Here is a 19,645-nt window from a genome sequence, read left to right on the forward strand (position 1 = left end):
GCAGGCCCCGACGAGACGCCCCGTATGGAAGCACTCAAGTATCTGCTGTTGCCGCCGGTCATCAACGTCCTGCTGATCCTCGCTGGCCTCGCCGCCGGCGCCCGACGGCTGACAGGCGGTCTGCTGATCGCCCTGGGGCTGGCCAGCCTGCTGGTGCTCGCCACCCCGATAGCGAGCCACGCCCTGCGCCAGGGGCTGGAACCGCCGCCGCTCTCCGGCCCCGCGGCCCTGCGTGGCGAAGGGGCCATCGTCATCCTCGGCGGCGGCCGCGACTACCAGAGCCCCGAGTTCGGCTGGGGCGACGCCCCCAGCAATCCCACCTGGCGACGCCTGGCCTATGGCGCCTGGCTGCAGCGTGGCAGCGACTGGCCGATCCTGGTCAGCGGCGGTCGCGTCCATGACGAACACAGCGCCGAGGCCAGCCTGATGGCCGCGGCACTGCGTGAGGTGTTCGGGGTGCCGGTACGCTGGCTGGAGGGCGAGAGCCGCAACACCGCGGAGAATGCGCGCTTCAGCGCCGCCATGCTGGAAGCGGCGGGGATCGAGCGCGTCGCGCTGGTCTCCCAGGCCTGGCACCTGCCCCGGGCGAGCGCGGAGTTCGAGGGAGCGGGCCTGGAGGTGCTAGCGGCACCCACCGAGTTCGCCAGCGCCCCGCCGCCGGGCCTGCATGCCTGGATCCCCCGCGCCTACCACCTCAACCAGAGCACCCGCGCCCTGCACGAGTGGCTGGGTCGCGGGGTGAGCTGGCTCAGGGCCCGGCTCGCGACCCGCTAGAAGCCCTCACCCTCCAGGCGGTCGGCCAGTTGCTCGAGGATCTCGATGCCCTGCACATCGGTGGGCAGCCAGGGCAGCCGCGGGCGCGGCAGGTGACCCAGCGCCTCGTCGATGCGCGCCAGGTAGGTGGCCTCCTGTTCGCGGCGGGCATTGAGGAAGTCGCCATCGGCTTCCGGGGGAATGACCCGGTTGACCAGGGTCCCCGCCACCGGGACATGCGCCTCCTCGAGGGTCGCCACGGCGCGGGCGGTCTCGAGGATCGGCAGGCGTTCCGGCGTCAGCACGAACAGGAAGCCGCTCTCGTCGGCGTTCTCGATGCGTCGCCGCGCCTGGTGGAAGAGGCGCCGGCGATCGATCAGGGTCTTCGCCACATCGCGGGTCTTGTCGTCCAGGTCGGCCAGCTCGTTCTCCTTCGGATCATCGAAGGGGCTCGCCACGTCGCGGCCGCGCTTGGGCGTCAGGTGTGAGAGCACGCGGCCCAGCTCCTCGGACTTGCGGTTATGGGCCAGCAGGCCATCGGTCCAGGCCGCCATGGCTTCGGGCAGGGTCAGCAGCCGCAAGGTATGGCCGGTGGGCGCGGTATCGAAGATGATCAGGTCCCAGTCGGCCTCGTCATCGGTGATGATCCGCGCCAGCCGCTCGAGCAACGCCGCCTCCTGGGTGCCCGGCGACTGCCGGGTCAGGCGCATCTGGCGCTCCAGCTCGGCCATCATCTCCGGCGCCGCGTAGCGCCGCATCTGGGCGGTGACCCGGGCCAGGTGGGCCTCCACCTCGGCGTCGGGGTCGATCTCCATGGCATCGAGGTTGGGCAGCAGCCGCCGGGGCGTATCGGCCAGCTCGCGGTCGAACACATCGCCGAGGCTGTGGGCGGGATCGGTGGAGACCACCAGCACGCGCTTACCGCGTCGGGCGGCGAGCACCGCCAGGGCCGCGGCTACGGTGGTCTTGCCGACCCCGCCCTTGCCGCCCACCCAGAGCAGGCGCTTTTCCAGTAACTCTCTCATATGCGGTTCCGTGATTCTTTCGGTGCAAGCTGCAAGCTGCAAGCTGCAAGCTGCAAGCTGCAAGCTGCAAGCTGCAAGCCAGGAGGATCTTGCCAGCGCGTCGTTCCCGGCCAGGGGTTTCCTTGTCGCTTGCACCTTGTCGCTTGTTACTGCCCGAAGGGCCTCAGCAGCACTTGAAATGATCCAGGGGCGATCGCTCCATGCCCATGCGGCGGTGCCAGTCATGGAAACGCTCCAGCAGCAGGGGCTGCAGCTCCAGGGTGTAGTAGGCCGCCGGATTGGGAACTCCCATCATCTCGGAGAACACCAGCAGCATGAAGAGGTCGTCCTCGTCTCGCCGGGCACGGGCTATCGCGCCCCGATAGGGGGAGGAGTAGACCTCCTCCGCGAAGAAACGGGCCTGGCTAAGCCAGGCCCGAATCCGTTCGAGACGAGCCTCACGACCCTCGTGTCGGTCGTCGCTCATCCTTCTCTCCTCGCGTTCACTCCTGCTTGGCAGGCGCCTCGTTGCGCAGCCGCTTGAGCGCAGAGACACACTCCAGCGCCACCAGGATCGCGGCCACCAGTACCACGATGTCCAGGCCCAGCAGGAAGTAGTTGCCCTGGTCGAAGAAGGTGCGCAGCTGGATCAGCAGCGCGGCGATGGTCATCACCAGCAGGAAGGCCAGGGGTGCCAGGGTGTACCACATCGGGCGCCCCAGGCGCACCAGCATCACCGTCACCACCAGCAGGGTCAGGCCGGCCAGCAACTGGTTGGTGGTGCCGAACAGCGGCCAGATGATCAGGCCACCGGAGCCATCCGCGCCGCCGGCGCCGAAGGCCAGCAGCAGGCAGCTGCCCACCGCCAGCAGGGTGGCGATGGCCGGCTTCTTCATCCACGGCTGGTGATAGATCTCACCCCACTCCTGGAAGATATAGCGCTGCAGGCGCAGGCCGGTATCCATGGTGGTGCCGGCGAAGAGTGCCGCCATCACGGTCAGCAGGGTCGCCGCCGTGGCCTCGGGCAGGCCCAGGCCATTGTGGATGATGAAGGCGCCACCCTCGACGAAGGCCTTGACTCCCCCCTGGCCGAAGGCGGTATACATCGCCTCCCAGTCGGCGAGGCTGGCGAAGCCGGCCGTCGCGGCCAGGATGGCGGCCAGCGCCAGCATGCCTTCGCCCACGGCACCGAAGTAGCCGACGAAGCGTGCGTCGGTCTCCTTGTTAATCTGCTTGGAGGTGGTGCCGGAGGAGACCAGGCCGTGGAAGCCGGAGATGGCGCCGCAGGCGATGGTCACGAACAGCAGCGGCAGCAGCGATGGCGTGCCGGCGGGCACGTTGTCGTTGAAGGCCGGGGCGACCATGCTCGGGTTGAGCAGCAGGATGGCACCGTAGAGCACGAGCAGGCCGACAAAAAGCTGCAGGCCGTTGATGTAGTCGCGGGGCTGGAGCAGCATCCACACCGGCAGCAGCGAGGCGATGGCGGCATAGCCGAACAGCAGCAGGATCCAGACGGCGTTGCCCGAGATACCCGCGACTTCCGCCGGCATCTGCAGGGGCACGGAGGGGCCGATGCCGATCAGTGCATAGAGCGCGACAACACCGACGATGGAGACCATCGGCAGGCTCATCTTGCGGCGATAGATCATCTGGCCGATCACCAGGGCCACCAGGATGGCCCCCCACACCGGCACCACGGCACTGGAGAAGCTCATCATCAGCCCCGCGATCACCACGGCAAACACCGCGTTGACCATCAACAGCACCAGGAAGATGACGATCATGAAGATGCTGCGGGCACGCTTGCCGACCACATCGCCGGTCAGGGCGCCGACCGACCTGGCCTTGTTGCGCACGCTGGCCCAGATGGCACCGAAGTCATGCACACCGGCGAAGAACACGGTACCCAGCACCACCCACAGAAAGGCAGGCACCCACCCCCAGATCACCGCGATGGCGGGCCCCACGATGGGGGCGGCACCGGCCACGGAGGTGAAGTGGTGGCCCCACAGCACATAGCGGTTGGTGGGCACGAAGTCGACGCCGTCCTCGAACTCATGGGCGGGCGTCTTGAAGTCGGGATCCAGTCGGTAGATCTTCTCGGCGATGAACTTCGAGTACAGGAAGTACCCGGCCGCCATCGCGGCAAGACCCAGGACCAGGACAAGGATGGCACTCATGGCGCACTCCTAGCAGATGGAGGGTAGGTTGAGCAGGATGCAAGGCCCCACGATGAGGGCCTTCGCGCCATAGTCTAGCCTTGTTGGCGTCGCGTCCATGTGCTGCGTCGGACAATGACGCCATTCCACTACGAAAGTATGAGATGCCATCGCTGTGGAGGGCATGCTCCCGGCTGTCCATGGGTTTACCCCGGCCCGCCGGACGGCGCGTCTCCTGCCAAGGTCGCCTTTGCCCGGCCAGCGGCGGCCACTTAAACTGACGGCAACAACGACGATAAACAACAGGAGTGCGTCATGGCCAAGGTGCTGGTGGTGGACGATGAGCCCAATATCGTCCTGTCGCTGGAGTTCCTGATGCAGCAGGCCGGCTTTGAAGTGGTCACCGCCGAGGATGGCGAGAGCGCCCTGGCACGGGTCGAGGAAGGGGCGCCGGACCTGGTGCTGCTGGATATCAGCCTGCCCGGCATCAGCGGCTTCGATGTCCTCGAGCGCCTGCGGGGCAACCCGGTCCACGCCCGCCTGCCGATCATCATGCTCACCGCCCATGGCCGCGAGGTGGAGCGCGAGAAGGGCCTGGCACTGGGTGCCGACGACTATGTCACCAAGCCGTTCTCCACCCAGGCCCTGGTGGAAAAGGTCAAGGTCCTGCTCGCCGAGATGTCCTGATGGCTCGCCTCCTCTCCGGCATGCCTCGCCGCCAGCGCCTCATCGGCCTGTGGCTACTGCTCAGCGGCATCAGCATCTTCGGCGGCGCCACCTTCGCCCTGTGGCTCGACACCCTGTTCCAGCCACAGGGCATCGCACGCCTGGTGCTGTGGGCGGGCTGCTTCTCCGGCGGCGGCACCATCTTCCTGGTCGGCCTGCTGCTCGAGCGCCAGCTGTTCACGCCGCTGCGCCATCTGCAGGTGCAGCTGGCCCGCCTGGTGGCCAACCCCGACGCCCGCGACGACTACCCCCCCGAGGGCTGGTTGCGCGCCCTGGGCCCCGACCTGGTGCGAGTGCGCGAGGCGTGGCGCAACGACCGCACCCGCCTGGCCACCGCCCACGCCGAGGGCGCGCGCAGCGCGGCGCGCATCCGCCAGGAGCTCGAGACCCTGCTCCAGGTGCTCGATACCCCGCTGCTGCTCTGCGACCACCACCGCCGCATCCTGCTCTTCAACCAGGCCGCCGAAACGTTGTTCGAGGACCATGCCAGCCTGGGGCTCGGCAAGCGCCTCGAGACCCTGCTGCCCGCCGCGAGCCTGCAGGATGCCCTGCGCCAGCTGCCTGCGAACGGCGCCCCGCGCGAGGTGCTGGTGCCCAGTGGCGAGCGCTGGCTGCGTGCCATGCTGCGGCGGGTGCCCGGCAGCCACGGCGAGACCCTGCTGACGCTCACCGACACCACCGCCGCCTGGACCAGCGAGATGGGCGCCCGGGCCGAACTGCTCGACGGCCTGCCACGACTGCGTCGCCACGGCGCCAGCCTGACCAGCGCCGCCGACGCCCTCTCCGCCCTGCCGGAGGGGGCCGGGGAGATGCGCCGCCGGCTGGAGAGGGTGATCGCAGAGGAGAGCCAGGCCCTGGGCGAGGACATCGAGGGGCTGGCGTCCCTGGTCGAGCGCATGCAGCAGGAGGGGGAGCGGCTGGTGCCGCTGTGGTCCAACGACCTCTGGGCCGGCCTCAACGAACGCCGCCCCGCCGAGCGTCAGGTCACCGCCGTGGGCATGCCAGCCTGGCTCAAGGGCGACGCCAGCGCCCTGCTGGTGCTGCTTGGCTCGCTGCTCGACACCCTCGAGGCGACGCTCGGCGAGACGGCCTTGGAGGGCGAGGTGTGCCTGGGCAACAAGCGGGTCTACCTCGACCTGATCTGGCAGGGCGCACCGCTCTCCGAGCGCCATCTCGGCGAGTGGCAGCAGCAACGCCTGGGGGCGCTGCCTCTCAATCCCCGGGTGGCCGACGTGCTGCGCCAGCATGCCAGCGACGCCTGGAGCCTGGCCGATGACGACGGCCAACATGCCCGCCTGCGCCTGCCCCTGCATGCCGCCGAACGGGTCGGCGCGCCGCGCCCGGTGGCCCCGCCACGCCCCGAGTTCCACGACTTCGGCATCGCCGACCTGCCGGCCCCCGATGCGGAGCTCGCCGCGCGCCCGCTGCGCGCCCTGGAGGTGGTGGCCTTCGACACCGAGACCACCGGGCTGGAGCTGCGTCGCGGCGATACCGTGATCAGCATCGGCGCCTGCCGCATCGTCAACGCGCGGCTGCTGGCCAGCGAAACCTTCGATCTCTATGTCGATCCGGGCAAGCCGATCCCCCCGGCCAGCACCGCCATCCACGGCATCACCGACGACGCGGTGGCCGGCGCGCCCCCCCTCGCCGTCGCCTTGCCGCGCTTCTGCGACTACATCGGCGACGCGGTGATCCTGGCCCACAACGCCGCCTTCGACCTGCTGGCCCTGCAGCCGCCGGGAGCCGGCATCGACCTGGACATGCCGGTCCTCGACACCCTGCTGATCTCCCGGGCCCTCGATGCCAGCCTCGACGGACACGACCTGGATACCCTGGCCGAACGCTACGGCCTCACCTTCCCGCCGGGCACCCGCCACACCGCCCTGGGCGACGCCCGGGTCACCGCCGAGCTGTGGCTCTCGCTGCTGCCGCGCCTGGAAGCCCGCGGCATCGACACCCTCGAGAAGGCGTTGGCCCTACAGGCCAGCGCCCTCAACAAGGAGGACGCCTGCGCATCATGACCGTCACCGCCGACCCCGGGGCCAGGCCATGCTGAGCGCCCCACGCCGCCGCGAACGCCTGCTGGCACTGATGCTGCTGGCCACGCTGCTGTTCACGCCACCACTGGTGCTGGTCCCCGACCGTGCTGCGGCGATCTCCTGGCTGCCGCTCTACCTGTTCGTCGCCTGGGGCCTGGTCATCGGCCTGGCCGCCTGGCTGATGGAGCACCCGGCCCCCCCACCGGAACGAACACCACCCGAGGAGTAGGCCATGCGCAGCGATCTCGTGGTGCTCAGCGTCGCCTTCGGCTACCTGGCGCTGCTGTTCCTGATCGCCGCCTGGGGCGACCGCCGGGCGGAACAGGGGCGCTCGCTGATCGGCTCACCCAATGTCTATGCGCTCTCCATCGCCGTCTACTGCACCGCCTGGACCTTCTACGGCAGCGTGGGGCGTGCCGCCCAGTTCGGCCCTGGCTTCCTGCTGATCTACCTGGGCCCGACCCTGGCGATGCTGCTGGCTCCCTTCGTGATCCGCAAGATGGTGCGTATCGCCAGCGCCCAGCGCATCACCTCCATCGCCGACTTCATCAGCGCCCGCTACGGCAAGAGCTCGAGCCTGGGCGTGCTGGTGGCGCTGATCGCGCTGATCGGCATCACGCCCTATATCGCCCTGCAGCTCAAGGCGATCACCGTCAGCCACGCGGTGCTGGTCAACTACCCCCAGGCCGCCAACCTGCGCCTGGCCGACGAGCCCTTCTGGCTCGACAAGTCGTTCTGGGTAGCGCTGGTGCTTGCAGTGTTCATCATCCTCTTCGGCACCCGCCACCTGGACGCCAGCGAACGCCATGAGGGCATGGTGGCCGCCATCGCCTTCGAGTCGCTGGTCAAGCTGGTGGCCTTCCTCTCGGTGGGGGTGTTCACCGTCTTCGTGCTCTTCCAGGGCCCCGGCGACCTCTTCGCCCAGGTCGCCGCCACGCCGGAGCTGGCCGAACGCCTGGGGCTGGATGCCGTGCCCGGCGGCGCCACCGGCTGGGCCGGCATGCTGGTGCTGGCCTTCCTGGCCTTCCTCACCCTGCCGCGTCAGTTCCAGGTGCTGGTGGTGGAGAACGTCGACGAGCGCCACCTGGCACGCGCCAGCTGGCTCTTCCCGCTCTACCTGATGGCCATCAACCTGTTCGTGATCCCCATCGCCATGGCCGGACTGCTGCTGATGGGCGACGCCGACCCCGACAGCTTCGTGCTCACCCTGCCACTCTCGGCGGACCTCCAGGGCCTGCCGCTGCTGGTCTTCATCGGCGGCCTGTCGGCGGCCACCAGCATGGTGATCGTCGAGACCATCGCCCTCTCCACCATGGTCAGCAACCAGCTGATCATGCCCCTGCTGCTGCGCACCCGGCGCCTGCACCGCAGTGCCAGTGGCGAGCTGGCCGGCTGGCTGCTGGGCATCCGGCGCGTGGCCATCGTGCTGATCCTGCTGCTGGGCTATCTCTATCACGCCCTGGTCGGCGACGCCTACAGCCTGGTGACCATCGGCCTGGTCTCATTCGCCGCCGCCTGCCAGTTTGCCCCGGCCATGCTGGCCGGCATGTACTGGCGAGGCGCCCATCGTCGCGGCGCCACCCTGGGACTGATCGCCGGCACCCTGGTATGGGCCTGGACGCTGCTCATCCCGGGCTTCGCCCAGTCCGGCTGGCTGGATGCCACCTTCCTCGAGCAGGGTCCCTTCGGCCTCGCCTGGTTGCGACCCTATGCGCTGTTCGGCCTCGAGGGCTGGGACATCTACACCCACTCGCTGCTATGGAGCCTGACCGCCAACCTCGGCCTGCTGGTGGGGGTCTCGCTATTCAGCCGCCAGTCGCCGCTGGAGCAGACCCAAGCGGCGCTGTTCGCCGAAGCGATGCACCCCCACCTGCTGCAGACCTCGCTATGGCACGGCCAGACCACCCGCGGCGAGCTACGCGCCCTGCTCGACCGCTACCTGGGCACGGGCGCTACCGCCCGGGTATTCGCCGACGCCACCTCGGGCCAGGAGGAAGACGCCGCCGCGCCCGCCAGCCCGACCCAGATCGCCCGCGCCGAGCAGGCCCTCTCCGGGGCGCTGGGCAATGCCTCGGCGCGGGTGCTGATCAACTCGGTGGTACGCGGCGAGGCGCTGGACCTGGAATCGATCCTCAGCATCCTCGACACCACCTCCGAGACCCTCGAGATCAACCGGCGCCTGGAGCAGAAGTCCAGCGAGCTGGCCCAGGCCAGCGAGGAGTTGCGCGCCGCCAACGAGCGGCTGCGCGAGCTCGACCGCCTCAAGGATGAGTTCGTGGCCATGGTCAGCCATGAGCTGCGGACCCCGCTCACCTCGATCCGCGCCTTCGCCGAGATCCTGCGCGACAGCGGCGAGCTGCCTGAGGAGAAGCGCCTCCACTTCCTCGACGTGGTGGTCAAGGAGAGCCAGCGCCTGTCGCGGCTGATCGAGGAGATCCTCGACCTGGCGCGCCTGGAAAGCGGGCGCCTGACCCTGAACCCCCAGCGACTGGACCTGGTGGCGCTGGCCCGCCACAGCGTGGATGCGGTGCACCATATACAGGAGGATCGTGGAGTGGCGCTTGAGGTGGCGATCGAGCTCGAGGCAGCGCCGGTGATAGGCGACCCCGACCGGCTCGAGCAGGTGATCATCAACCTGCTCGATAACGCCGGCAAGTTCGCCGACCCGGCAGCACCCCGGGTGCAGCTGAGCCTGGTACGCCACAAGACCCACTACCGCCTGGCGGTGGAGGACAACGGCCCCGGCATCGATGCGCAGGAACGCGAGCGGGTGTTCGAGAAGTTCCACCAGATCCAGCGCCCCGAGGAGTCGCCGGACAAGCGCCGTGGCCGCCCCCGCGGCAGTGGCCTGGGCCTGCCCATCAGCCGGGGCATCGTCGCCCACCTGGGGGGGCGGCTGTGGGTCGAGGAGGCCCCCCACCTGGGCGGTGCCTGCCTGGTCATGGAACTGCCGGAGGCGCCTCCGGCAGCACCGGAGGCCTAGCCCCGGCGCGCCCGCTTCTGCAGCGCGCGGATCCGCTGGAGGTCGTGGCGCAGCAGCAGGCGCTGATCCTCGCCCAGGTGCGAGACATCCACCCAGCCATCCGCGGCGCGGCCGGCGGCGAGGTTGCGCCGTTGTTCGGCCAGCAGCAACTCCTGCAACCGGCCATGGGCGGCGGTGAGTTCTCGACATGTCCCGATATCGATGGCCTGTCGAGTGACCAGGGTCGCGAGGCGTCGCCGGGTGTCGGTCTCGCGCACCGCGTGGCGCAGCGCCAGCAGCCGCACCGCGGCCACCAGCGGCAACATCGCCTGGTGCTTGAGGTTGATGGCCCGCTCGTGGGGGGCTCCTTGAAGCGTACCGGCCAGCCTGCCGAAACGATCCAGAGCCACCGGCTGCTCGTCGAGCAGCGCGGCCATCTCGTCGAGGAACAGCCCCGCCGCGGGCAGCCGCCCGACGACCCAGTCGCGCAGCGCCTCGGCCAGCGCCTCATCGCCGTGGACCGGGGTGAAATCGAGCAGGATATTGGCCTGCTGCACCCGCTTGACCCGCCGCTCGGCGCTCCATATCTCCAGCTGGCGCTGCCACTCCCCCAGGCGCTTGCGCCACATCGGCCAGCGCGCCATGACATGGCCGCTGCACAGCGGGATGCCGGCCCGGTCGAGGCGCTCGGTGAAACGCTCACCCAGCGACTGGAAGTAGCCGTCGATCTCCACATGCCGAGCATCCGGATAGTCATCGATGATCATGGCGTTGTCCTGGTCGGGTCCGAGCAGGCTCTCGTGGCGCCCGCCGGAGCCGAGCACCAGCACGCAATAGCCCACCGGCGCGGCCCCCCAGCCCTGCCCGCGCATCTCGATCTCGGCGAGGCGAGTGGCACGCCGGGTGAGCCAGGCGTTGTGATCGCTGATCAGCTGCGCGATCCGCCAGCCGGGCAGGTCGAGGCGCACCAGGGCCTCGACCAGGGTGGGCTGCCAGGCATAGGCATCGGCAAGGCCGGGATTAGGCCCCAAGGTGGTCAGGGCCTCTCGCAGGGGGGCAAGCAGCTCAGGCAGGGTGGCGGGATCCGGCGGAAAGTCCCCAGCGAACAGCGTCCGCCACGATGAGGCGCGATACAGGAAACGCACGGCTCTCTCGGCGCCCCTAGCGGGCGAACATGTCGTCGCCCATCTCGTCGATGAAGCGTCGCGCCTTGCTGATCATCAGCTCGTCGCAGGCCTCACGGCCGGGCATCATGTCCGAGCGCTCGAAACGATGCTCGAGCACCTCGTCCTCCTCCTCCTCGCCATCACCGGTCAGCGGACGGCGAATCCAGCCGCTGACGCGGTACTGGCCGCCCTCCTTGGCCGGCTCGGAGATGATCAGGTAGCCGTTGTGCTCCACCGCCTCGGCGGCCGGCGCGTTGCCCGTGGCGGCATCGTCACCACCGCCGCCGAGCAGTCCGCCGAGAAGCTTCTTGAACATGGCGTGGCTCCTTGTGCCTGCGGGGCGCCCCGTGGTGGAGCGCCCCGCCATGACATCAGTCCTGCTTGCGGCCCTTGCCGGCGGCGATGCGCAGGCGCAGGGCGTTGAGCTTGATGAAGCCCTCGGCATCCTTCTGGTCGTAGGCGCCGGCATCGTCTTCGAAGGTCGCGATGGACTCGTCGAACAGCGACTGCTTGGACTGGCGGCCGGCGACGATGACATTGCCCTTGTAGAGCTTGAGGCGAACCACGCCGGAGACGTTGTGCTGGGTCTCGTCGATGGCGGCCTGGAGCATGCGGCGCTCCGGGCTCCACCAGTAGCCGTTGTAGATCACCTCGGCATAGCGGGGCATCAGCTCGTCCTTGAGGTGCGCCTCCTCGCGATCGAGGGTCAGCGACTCGATCGCGCGATGGGCACGCAGCATGATGGTGCCCCCCGGGGTCTCGTAACAGCCGCGGGACTTCATGCCCACATAGCGGTTCTCGACGATATCGAGACGGCCGATGCCGTTGTCGCCGCCCAGCTTGTTGAGCGTCTCCAGCACCTCGTGGGGCTTCATCGGCACGCCGTCGATGGCCACGATGTCACCCTTCTCATAGGTGAGCTCGACGTAGGTGGGCGTGTCCGGTGCCGCCTCCGGGGAGACGCTCCAGCGCCACATCTCCTCCTCGGCCTCTGCCCAGGGATCCTCGAGGATGCCGCCCTCGTAGGAGATATGCAGCAGGTTGGCGTCCATGGAGTAGGGGGACTTCTTCTTCTGGCCGGTGAAGTCCACCGGGATATCGTGCTGCTGGCAGTAGGCCATCAGCTTCTCGCGGGAGTTGAGGTCCCACTCGCGCCACGGGGCGATCACCTTGACCCCCGGCTTGAGCGCGTAGGCGCCGAGCTCGAAGCGCACCTGGTCGTTGCCCTTGCCGGTGGCGCCGTGGGAGATGGCGTCGGCGCCGGTCTGGTTGGCGATCTCGATCAGGCGACGGGCGATCAGCGGACGCGCGATGGAGGTGCCGAGCAGGTACTCGCCCTCATAGATAGTGTTGGCGCGGAACATCGGGTAGACGTAGTCACGCACGAACTCCTCGCGGAGATCCTCGATGTAGATCTCCTTGACGCCCAGCGCCTGCGCCTTGGCGCGCGCCGGTTCCACCTCCTCGCCCTGGCCGATGTCGGCGGTGAAGGTCACCACCTCGCAGTTGTAGGTTTCCTGCAACCACCTGACGATTACGGAGGTGTCCAGGCCACCGGAATAGGCCAGCACAACCTTCTTGACATCGGACATTCGAGGAGCTCCTTTCTGATGAACGCTAGAGTCCGTCAGTATAGCGCGACAGCCGGGCCTCGAATACTGTCCGCGGGACGTCTCGGGGGCGAGCTGCTAGACTGCGCGGATTATCGCCGGGCCGTAGCCGACCTGCCCGTGACACAAAGGCCAAACACGAAGGAGAGGTGCATGAGCGAGGCGATCGCCTGCGGCCTGATGGCACAACGATTCCGCAGCTACCTGCCGGTGGTCGTGGACCTGGAAACCGGCGGCTTCAATTCCGAGCACAACGCGATCCTCGAGATCGCGGCGGTCACCCTGACCATGGACGCCGAGGGCAACCTGACTCCCGAGTCCACCTACGCCTTTCACGTGGAGCCGTTCGCGGGCGCCAGCGTCGAGCAGTCGGCACTGGACTTCACTGGCATCAAGCTCGACGATCCCCTGCGCCGCCAGGTGGCGGTCTCCGAGGCCGAGGCACTGGGCGAGATCTTCCGCCCGGTTCGCAAGTCGATCAAGGCCCATGGCTGCACCCGCGCCATCCTGGTTGGCCACAACTCGGCCTTCGACCACGGCTTCCTCAACGCCGCGGTGAACCGCTGCGGCATCAAGCGCAATCCCTTCCACCCCTTCTCCAGCTTCGATACCGCCTCGCTGGCCGGCCTGATGTACGGCCAGACGGTGCTGGCCCGCGCCTGCCGCGCCGCCGGCATCGAGTTCAGCAACAGCGAAGCCCATTCGGCGCGCTATGATACCGAACGCACCGCCGAGCTGTTCTGCGCCATGGTCAACCGCTACAAGGAGATCGGCGGCTGGGCCCAGGCCCAGCGCGAACAGGGGATGGAGGAAAAGCCATAAGCTGCAAGGAGCAAGGAGCAAGGAGCAAGGAGCAAGGAGCAAGGAGCAAGGCCCAGGCTGGGTGGGGCATCCACCAAAAGCAAAACCCCGAAGGCTTGCACCTTCGGGGTTTTGCTTGTGGCCCGACGCCTGGCGCTTACTGCTCGGCGTCATCCTTGTGCTTGGCGGCGGTCTCCTTGATCAGCGTCTCGAGCTCGCCCTTCTGATGCATCTCCAGCACGATGTCACAGCCGCCGACCAGCTCGCCCTCGACCCACAGCTGAGGGAAGGTGGGCCAGTTGGCATACTTGGGCAGCTCGGCGCGGATGTCCGGGTTATCCAGGATATTGACGAAGGCGAAGCGCTCGCCGCAGGACATCAGCGCCTGCACGGTCTGGGCGGAGAAGCCACACTGCGGCAGCTGGGGGCTGCCCTTCATGTAGATCAGGATCGGATTCTCGCCGATCTGGCGCTGGATGTTCTCGAGGGTGGTGCTCATGGCGTCTCCCTATGAAGGTAACGGACAACAGAGGTCGCGGATGCCGGCTCGGACAATACCCGACCCCGGCAGTAGGTCTTGGTGCAGGTCATTCTACTGATCCATGGCGCGTTGCGCATCCCCCGACGGCTGGCTAGGATGTGCGTTTTCATGAGGAGCACCCCATGGCCACTCGGCACTTCCTGACCCTGATGGATGCCAGCCCCGAAGAGCTGAGCAACCTGATCCAGCGCGCCATCACCATCAAGAACGCGCTCAAGGTGGAGGGGCCCACCTATACCCCCTTCCCGAACCACACCATGGCGATGATCTTCGAGAAGTCCTCGACCCGCACCCGGGTCTCCTTCGAGACCGCCATGGCGCACTTCGGTGGCCATGCGCTGTTCCTCTCGCCCCGCGACACCCAGCTCGGCCGCGGCGAGCCCATCGGCGATACCGCCCGGGTGCTCTCGGAGATGGTCGACATCGTGATGATCCGCACCTTCTCCCACGCCGGGCTCGAGGCCTACGCAGCCGCCAGCAGCGTGCCGGTGATCAACGCCCTCACCGACGACTACCACCCCTGCCAGCTGCTCGCCGATGTGATGACCTGGACCGAGCTGCGCGGCAGCGTGCGGGGCAAGACCGCGGTGTGGATCGGCGACGGCAACAACATGTGCCACTCCTGGATCAATGCCGCCCGCCAGTTCGACTTCCGGCTGCGCATCTGCTGCCCCGAGGGCTATGAGCCGCGCCAGGATATCCTCGCGGCCGCCGGCGACCGCGTCACTATCCTGCGCGATCCCGCCGAGGCCGTGGCCAATGCCGACCTGGTGACCACCGATGTCTGGGCCTCCATGGGGCAAGAGGAGGAGCAGGCCAGGCGGGAAGCGGACTTCGCCGGCTTCCAGGTGACCGAGGCGCTACTCGATCGCGCGCAGGACGATGTGCTCTTCCTGCACTGCCTGCCCGCCCATCGCGGCGAGGAGATCAGCGAGACCCTGCTCGACGACCCGCGGGCCGTGGTCTGGCAGGAGGCCGGCAACCGCCTGCACGCCCAGAAGGCACTGATCGAGTTCCTGCTGCTTGGCGAGGTCCACGAGGCGCCGTGATCTCCGGAGCCACATAGACCTTTGTCTTATTCGACCAAGGTTGTATAATGCGCCGCAGCACATTCCACCAGGGAAGACGCGGCGCATGACTACATCTTCGATCGATACCTTCGGCATGCAGCGCAGCCTGCGCCAGTGCCTCTCCAACATGGCCGCCCTGCTCTACCGCCAGGGCCACGTCCTCGAGACCGTCACTGTGCCCCACCGCGGCCTCGACCCCGATGCCCTGGAGACTCTGGAGAGCGACTGCCACGAGTGGTCGGCCTGCCAGCGCATCCTCGAGAACAGCGAGGCCGCCACCTGGAATGACCAGCGGCGCTTCGTGCTCACCGGCATGGGTCGCGAGCTGCTTTTCGACATGTTCGGCGAGGGCGCCGCCGACTGCGCCTGATCGCCAGGCTGCCGAGGCCCGCCGACGCTCGATTGCGTCGGCGGGCCTCTTTGGTTATGTTGATACGACTTGTCGGGGAGCCCCGGTAGCCGCGAAGCGGTAGCCTCAGGGGCTGAGATCGGTACGGCCGAACCCGTTGAACCTGATCAGGTTGATGCCTGCGGAGGGAACAAGATCGTGCCTCGCTGCCCGCCCCTGCCCCTGCCCCGCATCCGGCCTGTTCGTCACTCCACCCGCTGGATGCCCGCTCGATGAATCGACACCCTCAACAACGCATCGCCGTGGCCGGTGCCGGCCTGCTTGGCCGCCTGCTCGCCTGGCAACTGCTGCGCGATGGCCACGCCGTCACCCTGTATGACGCCGGCGACCTCGCCACCCCGCCGGCGGCCGCCTGGACCGCCGCCGGCATGGTCGCCCCGCTGGCCGAGACCGTGGTCGGCGAGCGCTGCATCTACGCCATGGGCCGGGTGGCCCTCGAGCGCTGGCCGCAGTGGCTCGACAAACTGCAGGCCCCCGGCCTGTGGCACCCGCACGGCAGCCTGGTGGTGGCCCACCCCCAGGACGAGAACGAGCTGACCCAGTTCCGCCGCGACCTGGACGACGCCATCGGCCAGCCCGCCGGCTACCGGGCGCTGGATGCCGCCGGCATCCATGCATTGGAGCCCGGCCTGGCGGGCTTTCGCCACGGTCTGTACCTCGCCGACGAGGCCCACCTCGACAACCGCGGGCTGCTCAACCGGCTGCTCGAGGCGATCCTCGAACTGGGCGGCGAGTGCCATGCCCACACCCCGGTGACACCCCACCCCGGCGAGATTGCCACCCCTTCCGGCCGACGCACCTTCGACCTGGTGCTCGACTGCCGCGGTCATGGCGCCAAGCCCAGCCACCCCACCCTGCGCGGCGTACGCGGCGAAACCTTGCATGTGCATACCGACGAGGTGAAACTGTCCCGAGCGGTACGCCTGATGCACCCGCGCTACCAGCTCTATGTGGTCCCCAAGCCGGGCGGTCACTTCGTGATCGGCGCCACCTCCATCGAGAGCGAGGACCGCTCGCCCATCTCGCTGCAGTCGTCGCTGGAGCTCTCCAGCGCCCTCTACACCCTGTCACCTGCCTTCGCCGAGGCACGCATCCTCGAGCAGGGCGTCAATCTGCGCCCGGCCTTCCGGGACAACCTGCCCCACGTCACCCGGGGTGACGGCTTGATCGGCGCCAACGGCCTGTTCCGCCACGGCTACCTGCTGGCCCCGGCGGTGGTCGACCATGTGCTGGCCGAGATTCGCGGCGAGGGCGAGCGCCCCTTCGCCGCGGTACTGTCCGCCGCCGCGCCCCAGGAATCGCTGCCTTGACCAGGCAGCAAACTCTTTGAAGAAGGAGAGTCCCATGAACGAGATCACCCTGAGCCTCAATGGCGATGCCACCCGGCTGCCCGCGGGCACCGCCCTGGCCACCGCCCTGGACCGCTGGGGCTATGCCGAGCGCCGTGTCGCTGTGGCCATCAACGATGCCTTCGCGCCACGCTCCACCTGGCCCGAACGCACCCTCGCAGACGGCGACCGCGTCGATATCGTGGCCCCGGTAGGAGGCGGCTGATGAACACTCACCACGATGCTCATGACGATGCTCATGACGACGCCCTGGTCCTCTACGGCGAGGCCTTCACCAGCCGCTTCCTGCTCGGCACCGCCCTCTACCCCTCGCCGGCGGTGATGCAGGAGGCGATCGAGGCCGGCGAGTGCGACATGATCACCCTGGGGCTGCGGCGCCAGAACCCCGCCGCGGGCGACGGCGACACCTTCTGGGAGATCCTGCGCGAAAGCGGCTGTCGCCTGCTGCCCAACACCGCGGGCTGCCGCTCCGCCCGCGAGGCGATCACCCTGGCCGAGATGTCGCGCGAACTGTTCGAAACGCCCTGGATCAAGCTCGAGGTGATCGGCGACGACTACAACCTGCAGCCCGACCCCTTCGGCCTGCTGGAGGCCGCTCGCGAACTGATCGACCAGGGCTTCAAGGTGCTGCCCTACTGCACCGACGACCTGGTGCTGTGCCAGCGGCTGCGCGACGCGGGCTGCCAGGCGCTGATGCCCTGGGGAGCACCGATCGGCACCGGCCGCGGGCTGATGAACCGCTATGCGCTGCGCACCCTGCGCGAACACCTCGACCTGCCGCTGATCATCGACGCCGGCCTCGGCGCCCCGTCCCAGGCCGCCGAGGCCATGGAGATGGGCTTCGATGGCGTGCTGCTCAACACCGCCGTGGCCAAGGCGCGGCGTCCGGCGGCGATGGCCGCGGCCTTCGCCCGGGCCATCGAGGCGGGCCGCCAAGCCTATCGCGCCGGCCTGATGGAGCGTCGCCAGACGGCGAGCCCCAGCACGCCGACCCTCGGCCAGCCGTTCTGGCACGCCACGCCCTGACTTCTGCTTCTGACGGCGGTGCGGCGCCCGCCGTTTGACATTGACCGAGACCCTGCTCTACTGGGAGGGCGCCTCGCGGCATGGCACCCGCGGCGCCACCCGAGGCCCGATCGACCCCCAGCCTCCAGACCCGAATTCAAACAAAGGAAGCTACCCATGAGTGCTCGCATTCTGCCTTCCCACGCTCCGCGCATCCTGACCGCAGCGCTGCTCTCCGCCGGCCTGCTCGCCTCCCCCCTGGCCTTCTCTCAGCAAGCCATCCTCGAAGGGGAGCGCTTCCATCCCGAGGAGAGCCCCGGCGGCATGGTGGCCACCAGCCACTTCCTGGCCTCCGAAGTGGCCCGCGACGTGCTGGCAGCAGGCGGCAACGCCGTGGACGCAGCGGTGGTCGCCGGCTTCGCCCTGGCGGTGACTCAACCGCGTTCGGGCAATATCGGCGGCGGCGGCTTCATGCTGATCTCCGATGAAGAGAGCGGCGAGGTCATCGCCATCGACTACCGCGAAACCGCCCCGGCCGCGGCCTTCGAGACCATGTTCCAGGACCAGGACGGCGAGGCGGTCACCGAGCGCTCACGTTTCACCCATCTGGCGGCCGGCGTGCCCGGCACCGTGGCCGGCCTGGCCCTGGCGCTGGAGCAGTACGGCACCCTGAGCCTGGCCGAGGCGCTGGCGCCGGCCATTCGCCTGGCCGAGGAGGGCTTTGTCGTGCCGCCGCGCTTCGTCAAGGGGCTGAACGACACCCGCGCCCGCTTCGAGGCCTGGGACGCCAGCATGACCACGTTCTTCAAGGAGGACGGTAGCGCCTACCAGGTGGGTGAGGTGTTCCGCCAGCCCGATCTCGCCGCCACCCTGCGGCGCATCGCCGACCAGGGAGCACGGGAGTTCTATGAAGGCGAAACCGCGCGCCTGGTCGTCGCCGAGATGGAGCGCCATGGCGGCCTGATCACCGCGGAGGACCTGGCCGGCTACCAGCCGGTGATCCGCGAGCCCAGCCACGGCACCTACCGGGGACACGACATCTATGCCATGAGCCCACCCTCCTCCGGCGGTGCCCATATCGTGCAGATGCTCAATATCCTCGAGGAGTACCCCATCGGCGAGCTGGGCTTCGGCTCCGCCGAGAGCATGCACCTGATGGCCGAGGCCATGAAGCGGGCCTACGCCGACCGCTCAGAGTTCCTCGGTGACACCGACTTCATCGATGTGCCGCTGGCGGGCATCACCTCCAAGGAGTATGCCGCCGAGCTGCGCGCCCAGATCGGCGATCAGGCCACCCCGAGTGCCGAGGTCGCGCCCGGCAACCCGTTCGACTACGAGTCCAACGAAACCACCCACTTCTCGATCGTGGACGACGGCGGCCTGGCAGTCTCCAACACCTACACCATCAACTTCAGCTACGGTTCCGGCATCGTGGTCGATGGTGCCGGCTTCCTGCTCAACAACGAGATGGACGATTTCTCGGCCAAGCCCGGGGTGCCCAACGCCTACGGTTTGATCGGCGGCGAGGCCAATAAGGTCGAACCCGGCAAGCGCATGCTCTCCTCGATGACCCCCACCATCGTCAAGCGCGACGGCAAGAACTTCCTGATCACCGGCAGCCCCGGCGGCTCGCGCATCATCACCACCACGCTGCAAGTGCTGATGAATGTCATCGATCACGACATGAACATCCAGTCAGCGGTCAGCGCCCCGCGCATGCACCACCAGTGGCTGCCCGACGAGATCCGCATCGAGGCCGGCTTCAGCCCCGACACCCTGAGCCTGCTCGAGCAGCGTGGCCACACCGTCAGCCAACAGCCCGCCATGGGCGCCGCCCAGTCGATCCTGATCGACGACGGCATGTTCTACGGCGGCGCCGACCCCCGCCGCTCGACCTCCTCCGCCATCGGGCTATAGCTATAGCTATAAATAGACAGACAGGAGGCCTGCGTCCCCGGCCAGCGTGCCGGGGGCGAATCACATGCAGAGCCATGCGGGGTTTTTCGGGAGCTTTACGGACACACGAAAAAGCCGCCTGGCGGAATACGCTA

Annotated in this window: 19 protein-coding genes and 1 riboswitch; of the genes, 12 read left to right on the forward strand and 7 right to left on the reverse strand. The window is 68.3% G+C overall.

The features are described from left to right. Positions 1 to 24: 24 nt before the first annotated feature. Positions 25 to 774, forward strand: coding sequence for a YdcF family protein (locus NFH66_RS09540; RefSeq protein ID WP_349610092.1), 750 nt, complete (start codon positions 25 to 27; stop codon positions 772 to 774). On the opposite strand, the gene NFH66_RS09545 is transcribed toward NFH66_RS09540, so the two are convergent. The 3 genes from NFH66_RS09545 to NFH66_RS09555 all read right to left on the reverse strand — a co-directional run bounded on the left by NFH66_RS09545 (position 771) and on the right by NFH66_RS09555 (position 3,937). Further along, positions 771 to 1,778 carry an ArsA family ATPase gene (locus tag NFH66_RS09545; protein ID WP_349610093.1) on the reverse strand — a complete coding sequence of 336 codons (1,008 nt, stop codon included), beginning with the start codon at positions 1,776 to 1,778 and terminating at the stop codon, positions 771 to 773. The genes NFH66_RS09540 and NFH66_RS09545 overlap by 4 nt on opposite strands. Positions 1,779 to 1,941: 163 nt before the next feature. Next, on the reverse strand, positions 1,942 to 2,244 hold the full coding sequence (locus NFH66_RS09550; RefSeq protein WP_023004431.1) for a cory-CC-star protein: 303 nt from the start codon (positions 2,242 to 2,244) through the stop codon (positions 1,942 to 1,944). Between the two features lie 16 nt (positions 2,245 to 2,260). After that, positions 2,261 to 3,937, reverse strand: a complete 1,677-nt coding sequence (locus tag NFH66_RS09555; RefSeq protein WP_349610094.1) for a carbon starvation CstA family protein — start codon at positions 3,935 to 3,937, stop codon at positions 2,261 to 2,263. 294 nt (positions 3,938 to 4,231) lie between these two features. Here NFH66_RS09555 and NFH66_RS09560 point away from each other — a divergent pair, with 294 nt between their 5' ends. The 4 genes from NFH66_RS09560 to NFH66_RS09575 are packed head-to-tail and all read left to right on the forward strand — an operon-like array spanning position 4,232 to position 9,664. Beyond that, the gene (locus tag NFH66_RS09560; RefSeq protein ID WP_349610095.1) at positions 4,232 to 4,603 is read left to right on the forward strand and encodes a response regulator transcription factor; all 372 of its coding nucleotides are present in this window, start codon (positions 4,232 to 4,234) and stop codon (positions 4,601 to 4,603) included. Beyond that, entirely contained in the window at positions 4,603 to 6,663 is a 2,061-nt protein-coding gene (locus NFH66_RS09565) for an exonuclease domain-containing protein (RefSeq protein WP_349610096.1), read from the forward strand. The genes NFH66_RS09560 and NFH66_RS09565 overlap by 1 nt, the downstream gene beginning before the upstream one ends. A gap of 28 nt (positions 6,664 to 6,691) precedes the next feature. After that, the gene (locus NFH66_RS09570) at positions 6,692 to 6,910 is read left to right on the forward strand and encodes a hypothetical protein (protein ID WP_349610097.1); all 219 of its coding nucleotides are present in this window, start codon (positions 6,692 to 6,694) and stop codon (positions 6,908 to 6,910) included. Positions 6,911 to 6,913: 3 nt separating this feature from the next. Then, entirely contained in the window at positions 6,914 to 9,664 is a 2,751-nt protein-coding gene (locus NFH66_RS09575) for an ATP-binding protein (RefSeq protein ID WP_349610098.1), read from the forward strand. Here NFH66_RS09575 and NFH66_RS09580 read toward each other — a convergent pair. Genes NFH66_RS09580 through NFH66_RS09590 form a run of 3 tightly spaced genes read right to left on the reverse strand, consistent with a single transcriptional unit; the run spans position 9,661 to position 12,401 of the window. Then, positions 9,661 to 10,788: a DUF294 nucleotidyltransferase-like domain-containing protein gene (locus tag NFH66_RS09580; protein ID WP_349610099.1), complete on the reverse strand. Its 1,128-nt coding sequence runs from the start codon at positions 10,786 to 10,788 to the stop codon at positions 9,661 to 9,663. The genes NFH66_RS09575 and NFH66_RS09580 overlap by 4 nt on opposite strands. A 16-nt stretch (positions 10,789 to 10,804) precedes the next feature. Beyond that, entirely contained in the window at positions 10,805 to 11,125 is a 321-nt protein-coding gene (locus NFH66_RS09585) for an HlyU family transcriptional regulator (protein WP_349610100.1), read from the reverse strand. A 55-nt stretch (positions 11,126 to 11,180) separates the two neighbouring features. Continuing rightward, positions 11,181 to 12,401 (reverse strand): argininosuccinate synthase, encoded by a 1,221-nt coding sequence (locus NFH66_RS09590; RefSeq protein ID WP_349610101.1) that lies wholly within the window; start codon positions 12,399 to 12,401, stop codon positions 11,181 to 11,183. A gap of 171 nt (positions 12,402 to 12,572) precedes the next feature. On the opposite strand from NFH66_RS09590, the gene rnt reads away from it, so the two are divergent. Beyond that, the gene (gene rnt / locus NFH66_RS09595; protein ID WP_349610102.1) at positions 12,573 to 13,241 is read left to right on the forward strand and encodes a ribonuclease T; all 669 of its coding nucleotides are present in this window, start codon (positions 12,573 to 12,575) and stop codon (positions 13,239 to 13,241) included. Between the two features lie 136 nt (positions 13,242 to 13,377). On the opposite strand, the gene NFH66_RS09600 is transcribed toward rnt, so the two are convergent. Beyond that, positions 13,378 to 13,719, reverse strand: a complete 342-nt coding sequence (locus NFH66_RS09600; RefSeq protein ID WP_349610103.1) for a Grx4 family monothiol glutaredoxin — start codon at positions 13,717 to 13,719, stop codon at positions 13,378 to 13,380. A gap of 164 nt (positions 13,720 to 13,883) precedes the next feature. On the opposite strand from NFH66_RS09600, the gene argF reads away from it, so the two are divergent. From argF to ggt, 6 genes are all read left to right on the forward strand, one after another. Then, positions 13,884 to 14,810 carry an ornithine carbamoyltransferase gene (gene argF, locus NFH66_RS09605; RefSeq protein ID WP_349610104.1) on the forward strand — a complete coding sequence of 309 codons (927 nt, stop codon included), beginning with the start codon at positions 13,884 to 13,886 and terminating at the stop codon, positions 14,808 to 14,810. A gap of 85 nt (positions 14,811 to 14,895) precedes the next feature. After that, positions 14,896 to 15,201 carry a hypothetical protein gene (locus NFH66_RS09610; protein WP_349610105.1) on the forward strand — a complete coding sequence of 102 codons (306 nt, stop codon included), beginning with the start codon at positions 14,896 to 14,898 and terminating at the stop codon, positions 15,199 to 15,201. A 63-nt stretch (positions 15,202 to 15,264) separates the two neighbouring features. Further along, positions 15,265 to 15,387, forward strand: a riboswitch (TPP riboswitch). A 65-nt stretch (positions 15,388 to 15,452) separates the two neighbouring features. Next, positions 15,453 to 16,550 carry a glycine oxidase ThiO gene (gene thiO / locus NFH66_RS09615; RefSeq protein WP_349610106.1) on the forward strand — a complete coding sequence of 366 codons (1,098 nt, stop codon included), beginning with the start codon at positions 15,453 to 15,455 and terminating at the stop codon, positions 16,548 to 16,550. A 34-nt stretch (positions 16,551 to 16,584) separates the two neighbouring features. Further along, on the forward strand, positions 16,585 to 16,794 hold the full coding sequence (gene thiS / locus NFH66_RS09620) for a sulfur carrier protein ThiS (protein WP_349610107.1): 210 nt from the start codon (positions 16,585 to 16,587) through the stop codon (positions 16,792 to 16,794). Beyond that, positions 16,794 to 17,615 carry a thiazole synthase gene (locus tag NFH66_RS09625; RefSeq protein ID WP_349610108.1) on the forward strand — a complete coding sequence of 274 codons (822 nt, stop codon included), beginning with the start codon at positions 16,794 to 16,796 and terminating at the stop codon, positions 17,613 to 17,615. Before thiS ends, NFH66_RS09625 begins: the two co-directional genes overlap by 1 nt. A 156-nt stretch (positions 17,616 to 17,771) precedes the next feature. Then, complete coding sequence (gene ggt, locus NFH66_RS09630; RefSeq protein WP_349610109.1) at positions 17,772 to 19,511, forward strand: gamma-glutamyltransferase; 1,740 nt, start codon at positions 17,772 to 17,774, stop codon at positions 19,509 to 19,511. Positions 19,512 to 19,645 lie beyond the last annotated feature (134 nt).

This window comes from Halomonas sp. H10-9-1, from assembly GCF_040147005.1.
GTDB lineage: Bacteria > Pseudomonadota > Gammaproteobacteria > Pseudomonadales > Halomonadaceae > Halomonas.